The sequence below is a fragment of the Pseudoalteromonas sp. CH_XMU1449-3 genome, assembly GCF_037027245.1.
GTDB lineage: Bacteria > Pseudomonadota > Gammaproteobacteria > Enterobacterales > Alteromonadaceae > Pseudoalteromonas > Pseudoalteromonas shioyasakiensis.
The window spans coordinates 1-15844 of sequence record NZ_JAYMDY010000008.1 but is presented as its reverse complement, the minus strand read 5'-3'; the positions used below and the strand labels follow the sequence as shown (position 1 = coordinate 15844).

General features: G+C 41.7%; 13 protein-coding genes and 1 riboswitch. Of the genes, 6 read left to right on the top strand and 7 right to left on the bottom strand.

Annotation, left to right across the window (positions count from 1 at the left end; genetic code table 11):
- Window positions 1-5 precede the first annotated feature (5 nt).
- The 3 genes from WA256_RS11380 (at window position 6) to WA256_RS11370 (ending at window position 3407) form a co-directional block, all read left to right on the top strand.
- A complete protein-coding gene (locus tag WA256_RS11380) occupies window positions 6-869 on the top strand; it encodes a D-Ala-D-Ala carboxypeptidase family metallohydrolase (RefSeq protein ID WP_130167104.1) in 864 nt (287 codons plus the stop codon).
- Between the two features lie 71 nt (window positions 870-940).
- Window positions 941-1942, top strand: a complete 1002-nt coding sequence (locus WA256_RS11375; protein WP_335991495.1) for an alpha/beta hydrolase — start codon at window positions 941-943, stop codon at window positions 1940-1942.
- Window positions 1943-1964: 22 nt separating this feature from the next.
- Window positions 1965-3407, top strand: a complete 1443-nt coding sequence (locus tag WA256_RS11370) for a serine hydrolase (protein ID WP_335991493.1) — start codon at window positions 1965-1967, stop codon at window positions 3405-3407.
- A 62-nt stretch (window positions 3408-3469) separates the two neighbouring features.
- On the opposite strand, the gene ribB is transcribed toward WA256_RS11370, so the two are convergent.
- Both ribB and WA256_RS11360 read right to left on the bottom strand, forming a co-directional pair.
- Window positions 3470-4123 carry a 3,4-dihydroxy-2-butanone-4-phosphate synthase gene (gene ribB / locus WA256_RS11365; RefSeq protein ID WP_130167185.1) on the bottom strand — a complete coding sequence of 218 codons (654 nt, stop codon included), beginning with the start codon at window positions 4121-4123 and terminating at the stop codon, window positions 3470-3472.
- Window positions 4124-4229: 106 nt separating this feature from the next.
- Window positions 4230-4377: riboswitch (FMN riboswitch) on the bottom strand.
- A gap of 47 nt (window positions 4378-4424) precedes the next feature.
- Window positions 4425-5363 (bottom strand): LysR family transcriptional regulator, encoded by a 939-nt coding sequence (locus WA256_RS11360; protein ID WP_335991492.1) that lies wholly within the window; start codon window positions 5361-5363, stop codon window positions 4425-4427.
- Between the two features lie 102 nt (window positions 5364-5465).
- Here WA256_RS11360 and WA256_RS11355 point away from each other — a divergent pair, with 102 nt between their 5' ends.
- Window positions 5466-6122 carry a nitroreductase family protein gene (locus WA256_RS11355; RefSeq protein ID WP_335991490.1) on the top strand — a complete coding sequence of 219 codons (657 nt, stop codon included), beginning with the start codon at window positions 5466-5468 and terminating at the stop codon, window positions 6120-6122.
- Between the two features lie 36 nt (window positions 6123-6158).
- On the opposite strand, the gene WA256_RS11350 is transcribed toward WA256_RS11355, so the two are convergent.
- The 5 genes from WA256_RS11350 to dapB form a co-directional block, all read right to left on the bottom strand.
- Window positions 6159-7202 carry a S66 family peptidase gene (locus WA256_RS11350; RefSeq protein WP_063527509.1) on the bottom strand — a complete coding sequence of 348 codons (1044 nt, stop codon included), beginning with the start codon at window positions 7200-7202 and terminating at the stop codon, window positions 6159-6161.
- A 118-nt stretch (window positions 7203-7320) separates the two neighbouring features.
- Window positions 7321-7797 (bottom strand): transcription elongation factor GreA, encoded by a 477-nt coding sequence (gene greA, locus WA256_RS11345; protein WP_054551507.1) that lies wholly within the window; start codon window positions 7795-7797, stop codon window positions 7321-7323.
- 51 nt (window positions 7798-7848) lie between these two features.
- The gene (gene carB / locus WA256_RS11340) at window positions 7849-11067 is read right to left on the bottom strand and encodes a carbamoyl-phosphate synthase large subunit (protein WP_054561701.1); all 3219 of its coding nucleotides are present in this window, start codon (window positions 11065-11067) and stop codon (window positions 7849-7851) included.
- A gap of 16 nt (window positions 11068-11083) precedes the next feature.
- The gene (carA, locus tag WA256_RS11335; RefSeq protein WP_055020805.1) at window positions 11084-12220 is read right to left on the bottom strand and encodes a glutamine-hydrolyzing carbamoyl-phosphate synthase small subunit; all 1137 of its coding nucleotides are present in this window, start codon (window positions 12218-12220) and stop codon (window positions 11084-11086) included.
- A 207-nt stretch (window positions 12221-12427) separates the two neighbouring features.
- The gene (dapB, locus tag WA256_RS11330; protein WP_269407896.1) at window positions 12428-13225 is read right to left on the bottom strand and encodes a 4-hydroxy-tetrahydrodipicolinate reductase; all 798 of its coding nucleotides are present in this window, start codon (window positions 13223-13225) and stop codon (window positions 12428-12430) included.
- Between the two features lie 280 nt (window positions 13226-13505).
- Here dapB and WA256_RS11325 point away from each other — a divergent pair, with 280 nt between their 5' ends.
- Both WA256_RS11325 and WA256_RS11320 read left to right on the top strand, forming a co-directional pair.
- Window positions 13506-14819: a Na+/H+ antiporter NhaC family protein gene (locus WA256_RS11325; RefSeq protein ID WP_054561704.1), complete on the top strand. Its 1314-nt coding sequence runs from the start codon at window positions 13506-13508 to the stop codon at window positions 14817-14819.
- 92 nt (window positions 14820-14911) lie between these two features.
- Window positions 14912-15694, top strand: a complete 783-nt coding sequence (locus WA256_RS11320) for a nucleoside-binding protein (RefSeq protein ID WP_058585218.1) — start codon at window positions 14912-14914, stop codon at window positions 15692-15694.
- Window positions 15695-15844 lie beyond the last annotated feature (150 nt).

The following is a 15844-nucleotide window of genomic DNA, read 5'->3' as shown; positions in this document are numbered from 1 at the left end:
TCACTATGTATTTCAGCCGTATTATTTTTAGTGTGTGCTTAGCGTTAACTACATGCTCTGTTGCTGCCATTGAATTAACTGATTCGCTGCACAGCCTTGTACTTGATGCAAAACAAGTTCTAACACTTGATAACACGGCTGATTTTGTTCCAACTGCAGTATCAGATGTTGAGACTGAGCGATTAGGGCCAAATAGCATTGCCGTTTATGCCCCAGGAAATGCAGGGTTTTATAGCCTAGTCCTGAGTAACAACAAAACGAGCAAACGCTTACTCGTTATAGTGAAAAAACCATTCAATGCTAGCAATAAGCAATTGAATAATTATCAAATAGGCCTCTACCCTGCCCCTTATAAAGGCTATACACAATACAGTGCGCCAAACGGGTTTATAGAAATTTTTGAGAAAGACCTAACACGCCAGCTGACTCCTCATGTGCAAGTTAAAAATGTAATTTGTAAGCAAGTGAGTGGCTTTCCAAAGTATCTTTATGTCAACAACGATGGCTTGATGATGCTCGAAGAGCTGCTCACGTTTGTACAAAATGAAGGGATTAAAGTAAGCAAATTTGCCTTTATCAGCGGCTATAGAACCCCCCATTACAATCGCTCAATTGGTAATGGCAAACACAGCCGACACCAATATGGCGATGCCTTTGACCTTTATATAGATGAAGATGGTGATGGCCGAATGGACGATTTAAATGGCGATGGTAAACTAACGATTGCTGACGTTGATGTGCTTTATAAAGTGTTTGAAAAGTTCCAAAAACAGAGCCGCTATAATGGCGGTATTGGCCGCTATAAACCCGCCTCCCACCACGGTGGTTTTGTTCACATAGATAACCGTGGATTTACCGCTAGGTGGTAATTGCAAGCTTCATATAACCCTTGAATAAATATTATCCAATTGCATTATTACTGCTTGATTGGTAAGTTGTTGTGATTAATGGAAATACTACAATAACAACAAAGGGAATTATGCGCTTTATCCTCTGCATTTTTTATATTTCAGCCCTTAGTGGCTGTCAAAGTTTTATTGCTTATCAAATCACTCAACCTGTAGAAGAAATATCTTACGGTGGCCCTGACGACCCAATGTTAAATACCGTTTACGAAGGTATACCTCACAAAACATGTAACACTACGCATAACTGTATAGCAGTTAGAATATTTTCCCATAATGACTTAATAGAATATTTTGAGCAAGGTGAACAATTTGGCATAACTTTTAAACTAAAATATAAAGAGGAAATGGAAACATTTGAAACAACTTTGACCTCTATAAATGGCGCTAAACGGAAAAACGATTCAGCAATTATAGTATTCCCAGGTTATGGTGTGAGTAGTTTAATTTATAGCTTTCAAGCCCGTTGGCTTAGCCATTTTACCGGCAAAGATGTCATCCTCATGCCTGCGAGCAATCAGTATAGTGAATTCAAGTTTGGTCTAAATAGTCTTGATGTATTAAAGCATTTTTTAAATACCAACCAATACCAACAAATTGATATTTTAAGTTATTCAATGGGCAGTATTGCTGCTATGCAACTTGCAAAGCAAATGCCTAATGTAAAGCAACAGGTAATGGTTGCACCAATGATGCACTTTGACATCGCATTAATGTCCGTAGCTAAAAGTTATCACCCAACCTTAAGCTACTTTGTCAAAGATAATGATTTTAAAAACGCAGCAAAAAATGTAATTCAAGGCAGTGGTATTGATGAAACACAACTTGATTTAATCGCCCTACTGAACGGCAAACAATCAGCTAATAGAACCACACTCTATGTCAGTAACGCTGACCAAATAAGCCCCGCTAGTTATTGGCAAGCACTTCAAAATAAGAGTGTATCCATAGTGCATTACAGTAATTTAGACCACACCAGAATGGTAAGCCTTATCAATCAAGCCATGCGCAATGAGGTTTTACATCGATTAATGTAACCAACAAATAACAAGGACAGCAATGAACATATTCTTTAAGAAATTAAGACTACTTCTAGTTTTTTATCTACTCGCAATTTCAAGCCTCGCACACAGCCAAAACATGCAAGCAGAAATGGCTGACTTTATTAATGGCTTTCATAACTTTAAGCAGTTTAATGGCAATGTGTTAGTTGCAAAGAATGGAAAAGTACTGTTTGAACAAAGCGTTGGCTTTGCCAACTTTGAATGGGATATAAGACATAGTAATAAAAGTAAATTTAGAATTGGTTCAATTACCAAACAATTTACCGCCATGTTAATTTTGCAATTGGCACAAGATGGAAAACTTAAACTCGATGATCACCTTGCAACATACCTCCCTGATTACAGACAAGATATAGCCACTAAAATCACCCTTCGCCAAATACTTAATCACACCTCTGGTCTTGGTAATTATACTCAATCAAAATCGTTTCGGGATGAGTACAGTCGAAACCCCTACAGTGTTGATGAATTTATTCGCTTACTATGTAGTGATGATCTAGTGTTCGAGCCTGGCACTGAATTTCGTTATAGCAATTCTGGCTATTTTATTTTGGGTGCGGTAATCGAAAAGGTAACAGGTCAAAAATATCAAGACGTATTGCAGAAGAATATTTTAGATCCACTCGATATGAAGAGTACAGGCTATGATTCTCACAATAAAATTATTAAATTTCGCGTATCGGGTTACGACAATGACCTAGCAGGTTATAGCAATACTGATTATTTAGATATGTCTATCCCGTATGCTGCTGGGTCAATGTATTCAACAGCACGAGATTTACTAAAATGGGATCAAGCTCTCTACACAGATAAGTTATTGAACAACGAATATAAAAAACAGATGTATCAAGTTTCTGAGCAAAGAAATTATGCGCTTGGTTGGGAAGTTACAAACCTTGATAAAAGCACCTACGGAAAACCCCTAACACGTATCCAACATGGCGGTGGTATTAATGGTTTTAATGCATTTATAAGTAGAATAATCGAAGACAAATTACTGGTTATTATTTTAAATAACACCGGTGGTGCGCCACTCACCCCCATGACTAATGGCTTACTTGCAATCTACTATGGCAAAACCTACGAAAAAGCGACAGAGCATGTAGATAGTAAACTATATAACGCATTTAAACGTGAAGGTATTGCAGGACTAAAGAATAGCTATCAGCAAATGGTGAGTGAGGGTAATACGCCTAGAGAAAGGTCGCTAAACTACTTTGGCTATGAATTGATGCAGATGGATGAGCTAGACGCCGCAATCAAGGTGTTTGAACTCAACAATCAATCTTATCCAGATTCAGCAAATACGTTTGACAGTTTAGGTGAAGCATATTTAGCAGCTGGTCATAAACAAAAAGCATTAACAAGTTACAAAAGCGCGTTAAAACTTAATCCTGACAGTGAAAGTGCTAAACAAGCGATTGAGAAATTACAATAAATAAAGGCCACAAGAGTGGCCTCATTTTTTACTTACAGCTTATAGCTCAAAACTTAAAGCTTTTAACATGCTTGTTTTTGCGTTGCTTGGATATAAGCAACTAAATCTTCAATCGATACAACGGGCATGTGGTGCTCACTGGCAAACTTGCTAACTTCAGGCAAGCGAGCCATTGAACCATCTGGATTCGTTAATTCGCAAATAACACCAAACGGTGTTAAACCCGCTAACTGCATTAAATCAACCGATGCCTCAGTATGACCACGACGAACTAATACACCACCGGTTTGTGCTCGCAGTCCAAACACATGCCCAGGGCGAGATAAATCTTCAGGCTTTGCATTGTCTGCTGTTGCCGCTTTAATGGTGGTTACACGATCAGCCGCTGAAACGCCGGTTGTCACGCCCGTTTTAGCTTCAATAGTCACTGTATAAGCTGTTTTGTTCTGGCTGGTGTTATGCTCAACCATTTGTGGTAAATCAAGCTGTTTAACACGCTCATCGCCCATGCAAAGACACACAATACCGCTGCCTTCACGGATCATCATGGCCATTTGCTCTGTGGTCAGGTGCTGTGCTGAGTACACAAAATCACCTTCGTTTTCACGGTTTTCGTCATCTACCACAAGTACGCCTTCACCTTGCTGCAAAGCAGCAATCGCACGTTCAACGCGTTCAAGTGGTTCGCCAAATTGGCTGAGTAAAGAAGACTGAATCATCATTTTTAATACCTATTAAATTAAATATGAAAAGATTCAGGACATTGAAAGGCACAGCAAAAAAGACCACCCGCAGGCAGCCAATTACTGTTTTATAGATAAACTATATTCTCTTTCATCCGGACTATCACCGTCGGCTCTGGCCTCTCACCAGATCTGCTGACCTTCAACCAAAGTTAAAGCGCTCGCGGGCTCACTTAAATTTAAAGTATACCGCCGGTGGGGAATTTCACCCCGCCCTGAGAATGTTGCTTAATCAATAAGATGAATAAGCCTCGCTATTCTATACCCAAAATAGTTAGTTATCGAGTACCCGCTTATCTAATATGCCTTTTTCAATCAGTTGGTTGAGTATCGCCTTGGTTTTTTCTCGGCATATATCACGCACTAGACGAACCGCGGGTGTAATGGACTGTCTACTTGGGCATATTAGCCAAAGCTCTGCACATAAGTGAGGGTAATTTTGCATTACTGGCACTACCCGCCCACTTAGTAAATCATCACTGATATCAATACATGATTTAACCGCTAGGCCTTTACCAGCCACACACCAACGCCTTACCAAATCACCATCATTAGATGCTCGACGGCCTTGCATTTTCACCTTAAAACGCTCGGTTCCATCGGTAAATTCACAGACATTATTGATGATATCTTGCAGTTGATAAAATAGACCCTGATGCTGATTTAATTCATCGGGATGTGTCGGCGCGCCATGTTCGGCAATGTACTCTGGGGTTGCACATAACAGCCGCGGAACATTACAAATTTTAAAGCCATATAAATTTGAGTCGGATGGCGAGCCATACCTAAGCGCAAAATCAACGGAGTCTCGGTAAAAGTCGACATTACTATCGCTAATATGCGGGCGCATACTCAGTTTTGGATATTCATCAAGTAACTCATCTAACCATGGGATAATGATGTTGCGGCCTAAGTCTGAAGATAGTGCAACCCTGAGCTCACCTTCGATTTCATCATGCTCACCTTTTAACGCAAGTGTGGCTTGCTCAAGCATGAGCACTGCTTGCTGACACTGAGGTAAAAAGCGCTCCCCAGCCGTAGATAAGCGCAAATGACGAGTTGTTCGAACAAATAACTCCGCACCCAGCGCTGCTTCAACACGCTTAATAGCAGCGCTGGCGGTAGCGGCTCGCATGTCTAATTTGGCTGCTGCGGTTGTAATACTACGAAACTCAGCAACTTTGAGGATTAATTTGAGATCTTCAACCAACATATTAACTAAAAATTTTTGATAATGTTTATTCGATTATGCGCTTTATCGCAAAGTATGCAAGGCGTAAACTGCACCTAATTGTTATACATGCGGGAGCAAATCATGACACACCCAATCATTTCTGACTTACAACGCCGTTATACAAGTAAACGTTACGACGCTTCAAAACAAATTAGCCAAGCAGACTTAGCTGTAATTTTAGAAGCATTACGCCTGTCGCCGTCGTCTATTAATTCTCAACCATGGAAGTTTGTGGTAATTGAATCAGAGCAAGGTAAACAGCGTCTGCATGATAGTTTTGCAAATAAGTTTCAGTTTAACCAAGTTCATGCAAAAGCGGCATCACACACCATTTTATTTGCTTATAACCCAAGCTATAAACGTGCTGATTATGAAAAAGTAATTGATGCCGATATTGCTAATGGCCGGACAAAAGCTGAAAACAAAGAGCAGGCTTTTGGTGCCTTCGCCTTTGTTGATTTAAATACAGATGAGCAAGGTGTTAACGCCGCTTGGACTAAAGCTCAAACCTACATTGCATTAGGTAATACCATGCACACAGTGGCTCGTTTAGGTTTAGATTCAACACCGATGGAAGGTGTCGATAAAGACTTACTTGGTGAGCTATTCGCTGATGAGTTAGATGGTTATGTATGTGAAGTGGCACTCGCTATTGGTTATCACGAGCCAGAGCAAGATTATAATGCTGCATTACCAAAATCGCGTTTAGATAAAGATGCGGTGATTACTGTAGTTTAAAGCCTAAAGATTATGCAGGCTTGGCCTGCATAATTGTTATTTTAGGTCAGTCTTTACAACCACATTGCTCGCCATACCTTCACACAAATCTGCTGTTATTGTGGCAACAGCTCCATTTATTAGTGCTAAGTTTGGGGCTACGTGGCCAATGTCGGCATCAACGATAACTGGGAATAAATTACCTTTAAATGAGAGCTCTATTGCTTGGTATTCATCAAAGTAGCAGTCGTTATTGATTGCAGGGCTGCGGCCAAATACCACCGCATTTACATCAGTAAAAACATCATTCAACTTTAACGATAACAAACAACGTGCAAGGGCCATCGGACTAAGCTCAGCATTTTCTAGGTATAAAATTAACCCCTCAGGCGCATACTGCTTTTTAAATTCATGCAATGCATAGTAATTTGAGGGTAACAACAGACCTAACGTATCTAAACAGCCGCCAATTAAGCGCCCAGACACTTCAATTTGGCGTTTATCTTTATAGTTAATACATCGCCATTGGCTTGGAGCGGTATAGTCAAATTGAGCCTCAGGCTTAGCTTTATAATCAATAGGCTTTTGCTGATAAAAAGGCGACGCGACTTGATGCAGTTGCTGTTTTTCTTCAAGTGACATGGCACTGAATATATTTGCTAAATAAACATCGGGATCGTCAGGATGAATTTGCATTAAATTTGCAGCGTGCAAAGTTGCCCAGCCACAACGAGTTGTTAATGCACATGCAAACGTGCTGATATCTGAAAAGCCAACCAACCACTTAGGCCTTGCTTTACTTATCGCATTGAAATCCAGAAGAGGTAAAATCTCCATAGTAAGATCACCACCCCATGGCGGCATAATGGCTGCTATTGAATCATCAGTTAAATACTGCATTAGCTCATCAGCACGTTGCTTTGCACTGTTGTGTGACTGACGTAAGCAGGCACCTTCAATAACAGTAAAACCTTTGGCTGTTAAGCCATTAAGTACTATGTCTAAGCGCTCATGATAGGCTTTATCAACACCTGATGAAAAAGCACATATGGCTATTTTATCACCTTGCTCAAGCGGTTTAGGATACTGAATTTTTGCCATTATTACTCCTTCATTACGACTGTATGATAGCCAACGTACCGAATAAATCCACGCCTGTAAACAGGCATAAAAAAACCGCAGTATGAACTGCGGTTTTTCTCAATGCTTGGTTAAGCTACTAAATATACTCAACTTCAATGATTTCGTACTCTACTTCACCGTTTGGTGTTTTAATGATAACGGCATCATCTACCTCTTTACCAATTAAACCACGCGCGATTGGTGAGTTAACAGAAATCAGGTTATTTTTGATATCTGCTTCGTCATCGCCTACGATTTGGTATTTTACTTCAGCATCGGTTTCAACATTAACGATAGTGACCGTTGTGCCAAAAATAACTTTACCTGTGTTAGGCATTTTAGTTACATCAATGATTTGCACATTTGAAAGCTTCGCTTCAATTTCTTGAATACGGCCTTCGCAGAAACCTTGTTGCTCACGAGCAGCATGGTATTCAGCGTTTTCTTTCAAATCACCGTGCTCACGTGCTTCAGCGATATCAGCAACGATTTTTGGACGGGTAACTGTTTTTAATTCGTTAAGTTCTTCGCGCAGTAATGCTGCACCACGAACTGTCATCGGAATTGATTGCATATTTTTCTCACTTAATCCCAAGGGCGATTGCCTCGCCCTTGGCACATTTCCTTAGTTCATTCGCTGATGTAGTTCCTGAACTGACGTCACCTTGCTACGGTCATCTGCTTGGTTTGCAGTACAGTTAGCAAATGCCGCGTTCAGAGTCGTTGTGTAGTTAGTCTTATGCTGTAACGCACCACGACGTAACACCTTCGAATCTTCAATCGCTTGGCGGCCTTCAGTAGTGTTTACAATGTAGCTGTATTCACCATTTTTAATTCTATCAAGAATATGAGGACGACCTTCGTATACTTTATTCACGCGACGAACTGCAATGCCTGCTTCTTCAAGTGCTTTTGCAGTGCCACCTGTCGCATCTAGCTCGAAACCAAGATCAGTCATGGTTTTAGCTAGTTCAACGATACGTGGTTTGTCACTGTTGCGTACCGATAGTAACGCGCGACCACCGCGTGGTAAAGTGTTGCTTGCACCTAATTGTGCTTTTGCGAATGCTTCGGCGAAAGTTTCACCAACACCCATTACCTCACCCGTTGAGCGCATTTCTGGGCCACGGATTGGGTCAACACCTTGGAACTTAGCAAATGGCAGTACCACTTCTTTTACGCTGTAGTAAGGAGGGATTACTTCTTTTGTAATACCTTGGCTTGCTAGCGACTGACCCGCCATACAACGTGCCGCTACTTTAGCAAGTGCAATACCTGTCGCTTTAGAAACAAACGGTACTGTACGCGCAGCACGAGGGTTTACTTCGATTAAGTAAACTTTGCCGTCTTTCACAGCAAACTGAGTATTCATCAGACCTACTACGCCAAGCTCTAGTGCCATATCAGTCACTTGCTTACGCATTACGTCTTGTACTTCAGCAGTTAGTGAGTGAGCTGGTAATGAACACGCTGAGTCACCTGAGTGAACACCTGCTTGCTCAATGTGCTCCATGATACCACCGATGATTACTTGCTCACCGTCACAGATAGCATCAACGTCAACTTCGATTGCGTTATCTAAGAAGTGGTCAAGTAGTACTGGCGCTTCATTTGACGCTGATACAGCTTCAGTCATGTAACGACGTAAATCGTCTTCATCATAAACCACTTCCATTGCGCGACCACCTAGTACGTATGAAGGACGTACAACAAGTGGGAAGCCGATTTCAGCAGACTTAACAATCGCTTCTTCTAAAGACGTAACCGTTGCATTCTCTGGTTGAAGAAGATCTAGGCGCTCAACAAGCTGTTGGAAACGCTCACGGTCTTCTGCACGGTCGATTGCATCTGGTGAAGTACCAATAACTGGCACGCCATTCGCTTCAAGTTCACGAGCAAGTTTCAGTGGTGTTTGACCACCGTACTGAACGATAACACCTTTTGGCTTTTCAACGCGTACGATTTCTAATACATCTTCTAGCGTGATTGGCTCGAAGAATAAGCGATCAGATGTGTCGTAGTCAGTTGAAACAGTTTCAGGGTTACAGTTAACCATGATTGTTTCATAGCCGTCTTCACGTAAAGCTAATGCTGCGTGAACACAACAGTAATCGAATTCGATACCTTGACCGATACGGTTAGGACCACCACCGATTACCATGATTTTATCTTTGTCAGATGGATTAGCTTCACATTCTTCATCATAAGATGAGTACATGTAAGCTGTGTCTGAGCTGAACTCCGCAGCGCAGGTATCAACGCGCTTATATACAGGCACGATATCTAACTGGTGACGCTTCTTACGAATTTCTGCTTCAGAAACACCGGCAATTTCAGCGATACGCGCATCAGCAAAACCTTTACGCTTAAGCTTGCGTAAAAACTCAGCATTTAAACCAGCCATACCTACTTCGCTGATTGTTGCTTCGTCTTTTAAGATGTCTTCGATTTGAACTAAGTACCAAGGGTCAATCTTAGTTAGCTCGAATACGTCTTCTACGCTCATACCGTGACGCATTGCATCAGCAACGTACCAAATACGCTCAGCACCTGGTTCACGTAATTCACGGATGATTTTTTCTTTTGCTTTCGGATCATCAAGGGCAACAATTGGATTAAAGCCCGTTGCGCCTACTTCAAGACCACGTAGTGCTTTATGCAGTGATTCTTGTTGGTTACGGCCAATCGCCATAACCTCACCCACAGACTTCATCTGTGTTGTAAGACGGTCGTTTGAACCTGCGAATTTTTCGAAGTTAAAACGTGGGATCTTAGTAACAACGTAGTCGATTGACGGCTCGAAAGACGCTGGTGTTTTACCGCCAGTGATGTCGTTTTGTAGCTCATCAAGGGTGTAACCTACTGCTAGTTTTGCAGCGATTTTCGCAATTGGGAAACCGGTTGCTTTTGATGCTAGTGCAGAAGAACGCGATACACGTGGGTTCATCTCGATGATAACCATACGGCCATCAACTGGGTTTACACCAAACTGTACGTTTGAACCACCTGTTTCAACACCGATTTCACGAAGTACCGCCATCGATGCATTACGCATGATTTGGTATTCTTTATCAGTCAGTGTTTGCGCTGGTGCAACCGTGATTGAGTCACCAGTGTGAACACCCATAGGGTCAAAGTTTTCGATAGAACATACGATGATACAGTTGTCGTTTTTGTCACGAACAACTTCCATTTCGTACTCTTTCCAACCGATTAATGATTCATCGATTAAAAGTTCATTTGTTGGTGATAAATCTAAACCACGCTCACAAATTTCATCAAATTCTTCTTGGTTGTATGCAACACCACCACCGGTACCACCCATAGTGAATGATGGACGAATGATACATGGGAAACCGATGCGGCTAAGTACATCGTGTGCTTCTTCCATTGAGTGAGCGATTTCTGCACGCGGACACTCAAGGCCAATGTTCTTCATTGCTACGTCAAAACGCTCACGGTTTTCAGCTTTATCGATTGCATCAGCAGTTGCACCGATAAGCTCAACACCATGTTTTGCCAGTACACCGTGCTTATCTAAATCAAGCGCACAGTTTAATGCTGTTTGACCACCCATAGTAGGCAGTACTGCATCTGGCTTTTCTTTTTCAATGATTTTCTCTACCACTTCCCAGTGAATTGGCTCGATGTACGTCGCATCCGCCATTTCAGGGTCAGTCATGATAGTTGCAGGGTTCGAGTTTACAAGAATTACTCGAAAGCCTTCTTCTCGTAGTGCTTTACACGCTTGTGCACCAGAGTAGTCAAATTCACAAGCTTGACCGATTACGATCGGGCCTGCGCCTAAGATAAGAATGCTTTTTATGTCGGTACGTTTTGGCATTGTTACTCCGGTTAAATTAGTTAGAACGTGCTTGCATCAGGTCGATGAAGTGGTCAAATAATGGTGCCGCATCATGTGGACCTGGGCTTGCTTCAGGGTGACCTTGGAAGCTAAATGCAGGCTTGTCTGTGCGGTGAATACCTTGTAGCGTACCATCGAATAAAGAAACGTGAGTTGCACGTAAATTCGCTGGTAATGTTGCTTCGTCAGCTGCGAAACCGTGGTTTTGCGCTGTGATCATTACAACATTGCGGTCAAGGTCTTTAACTGGGTGGTTACCACCGTGGTGACCAAACTTCATTTTCACCGTTTGTGCACCTGAAGCAAGTGCAAGTAATTGGTGACCTAAACAGATACCAAAAATTGGCGTGTCTGTTTCTAGGAAAGTTTTAATTGCTTCAATCGCGTAAGTACACGGCTCAGGGTCGCCTGGGCCATTTGATAAGAAGATACCGTCTGGGTTTAATGCCAGTACGTCTTCTGCAGATGTTTGTGCAGGAACAACAGTTAATTTACAACCGCGGTCAACTAACATACGTAAGATATTACGTTTAACACCGAAGTCATAAGCAACAACGTGGAACTTCTCGTCTGCTGCTTCTAGCGTTTTAAAGCCTGAACCTAACGTCCAGCTTGATTCGCGCCACTCAAAATTTTCCTTGGTTGAGACAACTTTTGCTAAATCCATGCCTTTTAAGCCTGGGAAGGCTTGCGCAGCTTCAAGCGCTTTATTCTCATCTAACTCGTCGCCTGCAATGATACAACCATTTTGAGCGCCTTTATCACGTAAGATACGTGTTAATTTACGAGTGTCGATGTCAGCAATACCTAAGATATTGCGTTCTTTTAAGTAATCACTTAACGATTGCTCGTTACGGAAATTACTTGCTAGCAGTGGCAAATCACGGATCACTAGGCCTTTAGCCCAGATTTGACCCGCTTCTTCGTCTTCGCTGTTAGTACCCGTATTACCGATATGTGGGTACGTCAAAGTTACGATTTGTTCCGCGTATGAAGGGTCAGTCAAAATTTCTTGATAACCAGTCATAGACGTATTGAATACTACTTCACCGACTGACATGCCGTCAGCGCCGATTGCAGTACCGCGAAACACTGTGCCGTCTTCTAGGACTAACAGAGCGGATTTAGTCAAGTTAACCTCCTAACAGTAAAAAACGGGAGTAAAGTCATTTGCTCTACTGCCCGTTTATAGCGATTGGAAACACGCATTTATGAATTTTTGGCAAATTGGCGCTATTCTACAGTAAATTAGCATTCAGATCTAATCTTAATTAATAAAATAGTAAAAATAAGCGTTATTAACTAAAAATTCACTGAAACTGCCAAAAAAGAAACTAAACTACTTCAAGTCAAGCACATCTTGCATGTCATAAAGTCCAGCTGGTTTATTTTTCAACCAGCCCGCAGCTCTTACAGCACCTAATGCGAAGGTCATTCTTGAACTTGCTTTATGAGTTAATTCTAGCCTTTCGCCAGAAGTTGCGAAATATGCGGTGTGTTCACCTACTATATCTCCGCCTCTCATGACTGAATAACCGATTTCATTTTGCGATTTTGCGTGTTCGTCATTGCTTCTATCAAAACGCGCGACTTCATCATGCTGCCAACCTTTTGCCTCGGCAATCGCTTCACCAATTGCCAATGCAGTTCCTGATGGCGCATCGATTTTGTGACGATGGTGGGCCTCAAATATTTCGATATCCATATCATCGCCAAACTTCACAGCCGCAGTCTGCACTAAGTTAAGCAGTAAATTCACACCTACGCTATAGTTGCGGGCAAAAACAATCGGAATGTGTTTCGCGGCATCATTAAGCGCATCAAGATCATCTTGGTTAAGGCCCGTAGTACCAATTACCATGGCGATATTTTTTTCGACCGCTGTTTTTAAATGGTTGCGCATTCCTGCCGGTAAAGTGAAATCAATCAATACATCTGCATCTTTTACGTCTGTTTCTTTACTAAATGATACATCTGCTGATGCAGCGCTGTTTAATTGATTAACCGCAATATCTAAAAGTGGCGAGTTATCACGCACGTACGCGCCCGTTAATGTTGCGTCATCTTTTTTTGAGACAGCTTCTAAAAGTGCAAGTCCCATGCGGCCGTTTGCGCCAAATACACCTATGCGGTTCATATAGTTACCTTATCTATTCTTCTTAGCTGGCTGGATTTTATCGAAAACTCATGTAATAGTCAGGTTAGCTTATAAAAAATACAGAGCTAAGTTTAGATTTATTAATAGAACAACAATAATAACAGATAGTCTTTGCATTTAGCCATCTATACATTTAAACTTCTTCCTTTGCGCCGATTTGGTCTTTGGCTTGCGGGCGCTGTTGTTGTCTTTTAGACACAACTAAATACAGCTAAAAGAAGTGTTTGGCTGTGTTATTGGTTATCTAACGAGGAATATGATGCAGCCATCATTTAATAAAACAAAAGCAAAACTTTCTTTGCTGCCGCTTTTGGTGTTTGTCGGCTTATTTTTAGGCGCTGGCTTATACTTACAGTCTCAAGGTGTCGATTACGCCTTCTATCAATTGCCTGCTCCTGTGGCAATTTTGCCAGCCATCATGCTGGCGTTTATCTTAAATAAAAATACCATCAACCACAGTGTTGAAACCTTTATTAAAGGTGCTGGCCATAGCAACATTATCACTATGTGTTTGATTTATCTGCTGGCCGGTGCGTTTTCTGCGGTTGCTGGTGCGACCGGTGGTGTTGATGCCGTAGTTAATGCCGGTTTATCACTTATTCCACCTGCTCTGTTACTACCAGGATTATTTTTAATTGCTGCGGTAGTGTCGACTGCGATGGGTACTTCAATGGGTACTATCGGTGCGATTGGCCCGATTGCTTATGCCGTCGCCCAAAAAACAGGCATTGATCCATCTCTGATGGCAGGCACGATTGTATCAGGTGCCATGTTTGGTGATAACTTATCAATCATCTCTGACACAACTATTGCTGCAACCCGCACGCAAGGCTGTGAAATGAAAGATAAATTTCGTGAGAACTTAAAAATCGCCTTACCTGCTGCGGCATTAACTATCGGCTTGTTATTCTTCTTAACGCCTGCAGCAGAAGCTGTAGAGACACAAGACTTCGATATCTTACTAGTATTACCTTATGCCTTTATCTTAGTGCTCGCGGTAATGGGCTTTAACGTATTCGTGGTGCTGTTTAGCGGTATAATCTTCGCTGCACTTATGGGCTTTACTGGCAGCTATGAAGGTGCAAGCTTTGTAAAAGATGTTTATAAAGGCTTTACTGATATGCAGGAAATTTTCTTGCTATCGATGTTTATTGGCGGTCTTTCAGAGTTTATCCGTATTAATGGTGGTCTTGATTATATTGCTAACAAAATTCAGGCAATTACAAAAATCATTGCAAAATGGCACCGTAAAGTAGCAGATCAATTAGGTATTGCTGCACTGGTGATGACTAGTAACTTATGTATTGCCAATAATACCGTGTCTATTATTGTCGCAGGCCCAATTGCTAAAAAATTAGCAGATGATGGCGAAATTACAGGCAAGCGTTCAGCAAGCTTACTTGATATTTTTGCTTGTGTTACCCAAGGCTCATTGCCGTATGGCGCACAAGCACTTCTACTCGGTGCAACATTCAAAATTAGCCCATGGGAAGTCTCTACCTCTTCTTACTACTGCTTTATTCTTGCCTTTACTGCCGTTGCAGTAATTTGCTTACGCCGAAATAAAGCATAAGTTAAATAATTTTTCTCAAGATACGCCCAAATATGGGTGTATCTGCTATAATCCGACCTTTGTATCCCCCTTTACACCATCAATATTGAGATATGAACTTGAAAAAGATCCTTTCTGTTGCTGCGCTTTGTGCAGTAAGTACTTCGAGCTATGCCGCTAATTGGAGCTCTACGCAATTACACGTTAATAACGGTGAACACAAAAACCCGTTTTCATTAACTAAGTCAAATACCACGGTTGTATCACTACAGCATGCGTCTGGTTATGACTATGGCGACAACTTCTTTTTTATTGATTACAGCGACGACGACCGTCAAGATGGCTATCAAGACAAAGACTTTTACGGTGAGTGGTATTCAACATTTAGCTTATCAAAAATCTCTGGCAGTGATTTCTCATACGGCGCAATTGCTGATGTGGGTTTAACGGCAGGTTTTAATGCCGCAGGTGACTCGAAAGTTCTTAAGTATTTACCTGGTGTAAAGCTTAGCTGGCAAGCACCGGGCTTTAGCTTTTTATCTACTTTATTTACCGCTTACATCGATGACAGTGAAGGCGTAGCACGCGGTGGTGCACCAACTGAAACAAACAGCTGGATGATTGATGTTGCTTGGGGCTACCCATTTACTATTGGCTCACAAAAGTTCAACGTAACAGGCCATGTTGAATACATTGCAGAGCGTGAAAATGAATTTGGCGAAGATGTTAAAGCGTGGATTTTAGCGCAGCCAATCATTACGTGGGATTTAGGTCACGCAATGAGCATGAAAGAAAACACCTTACTGCTAGGCCTTGAGTGGCAATACTGGCACAACAAGCTAGGTACAGACACAACTGAGTCAGTTCCACAACTTCACGTTGAGTGGACGTTCTAATAAGCTGAATGATCTGACTCCATAAAAGTAGACACCTTTTTGGAGTCAGTAATCATGAAAGTAAAGTCACAGCGTAGATATTCCCTCGAATTTAAAATAAAAGTCGTTCAAGAGTCGTTAGACACCACAGATACAGTTAAGATGGTCGCG

Excerpts from the sequence above, each read along its gene's own strand:
- WA256_RS11380 (WP_130167104.1), top strand. The coding sequence starts at position 6 with ATGTATTTCAGCCGTATTATTTTTAGTGTGTGCTTAGCGTTAACTACA.
- WA256_RS11370 (WP_335991493.1), top strand. The coding sequence starts at position 1,965 with ATGAACATATTCTTTAAGAAATTAAGACTACTTCTAGTTTTTTATCTA.
- WA256_RS11360 (WP_335991492.1), bottom strand. The coding sequence starts at position 5,363 with ATGTTGGTTGAAGATCTCAAATTAATCCTCAAAGTTGCTGAGTTTCGT.
- WA256_RS11355 (WP_335991490.1), top strand. The coding sequence starts at position 5,466 with ATGACACACCCAATCATTTCTGACTTACAACGCCGTTATACAAGTAAA.
- WA256_RS11350 (WP_063527509.1), bottom strand. The coding sequence starts at position 7,202 with ATGGCAAAAATTCAGTATCCTAAACCGCTTGAGCAAGGTGATAAAATA.
- greA (WP_054551507.1), bottom strand. The coding sequence starts at position 7,797 with ATGCAATCAATTCCGATGACAGTTCGTGGTGCAGCATTACTGCGCGAA.
- carB (WP_054561701.1), bottom strand. The coding sequence starts at position 11,067 with ATGCCAAAACGTACCGACATAAAAAGCATTCTTATCTTAGGCGCAGGC.
- dapB (WP_269407896.1), bottom strand. The coding sequence starts at position 13,225 with ATGAACCGCATAGGTGTATTTGGCGCAAACGGCCGCATGGGACTTGCA.
- WA256_RS11325 (WP_054561704.1), top strand. The coding sequence starts at position 13,506 with ATGCAGCCATCATTTAATAAAACAAAAGCAAAACTTTCTTTGCTGCCG.
- WA256_RS11320 (WP_058585218.1), top strand. The coding sequence starts at position 14,912 with ATGAACTTGAAAAAGATCCTTTCTGTTGCTGCGCTTTGTGCAGTAAGT.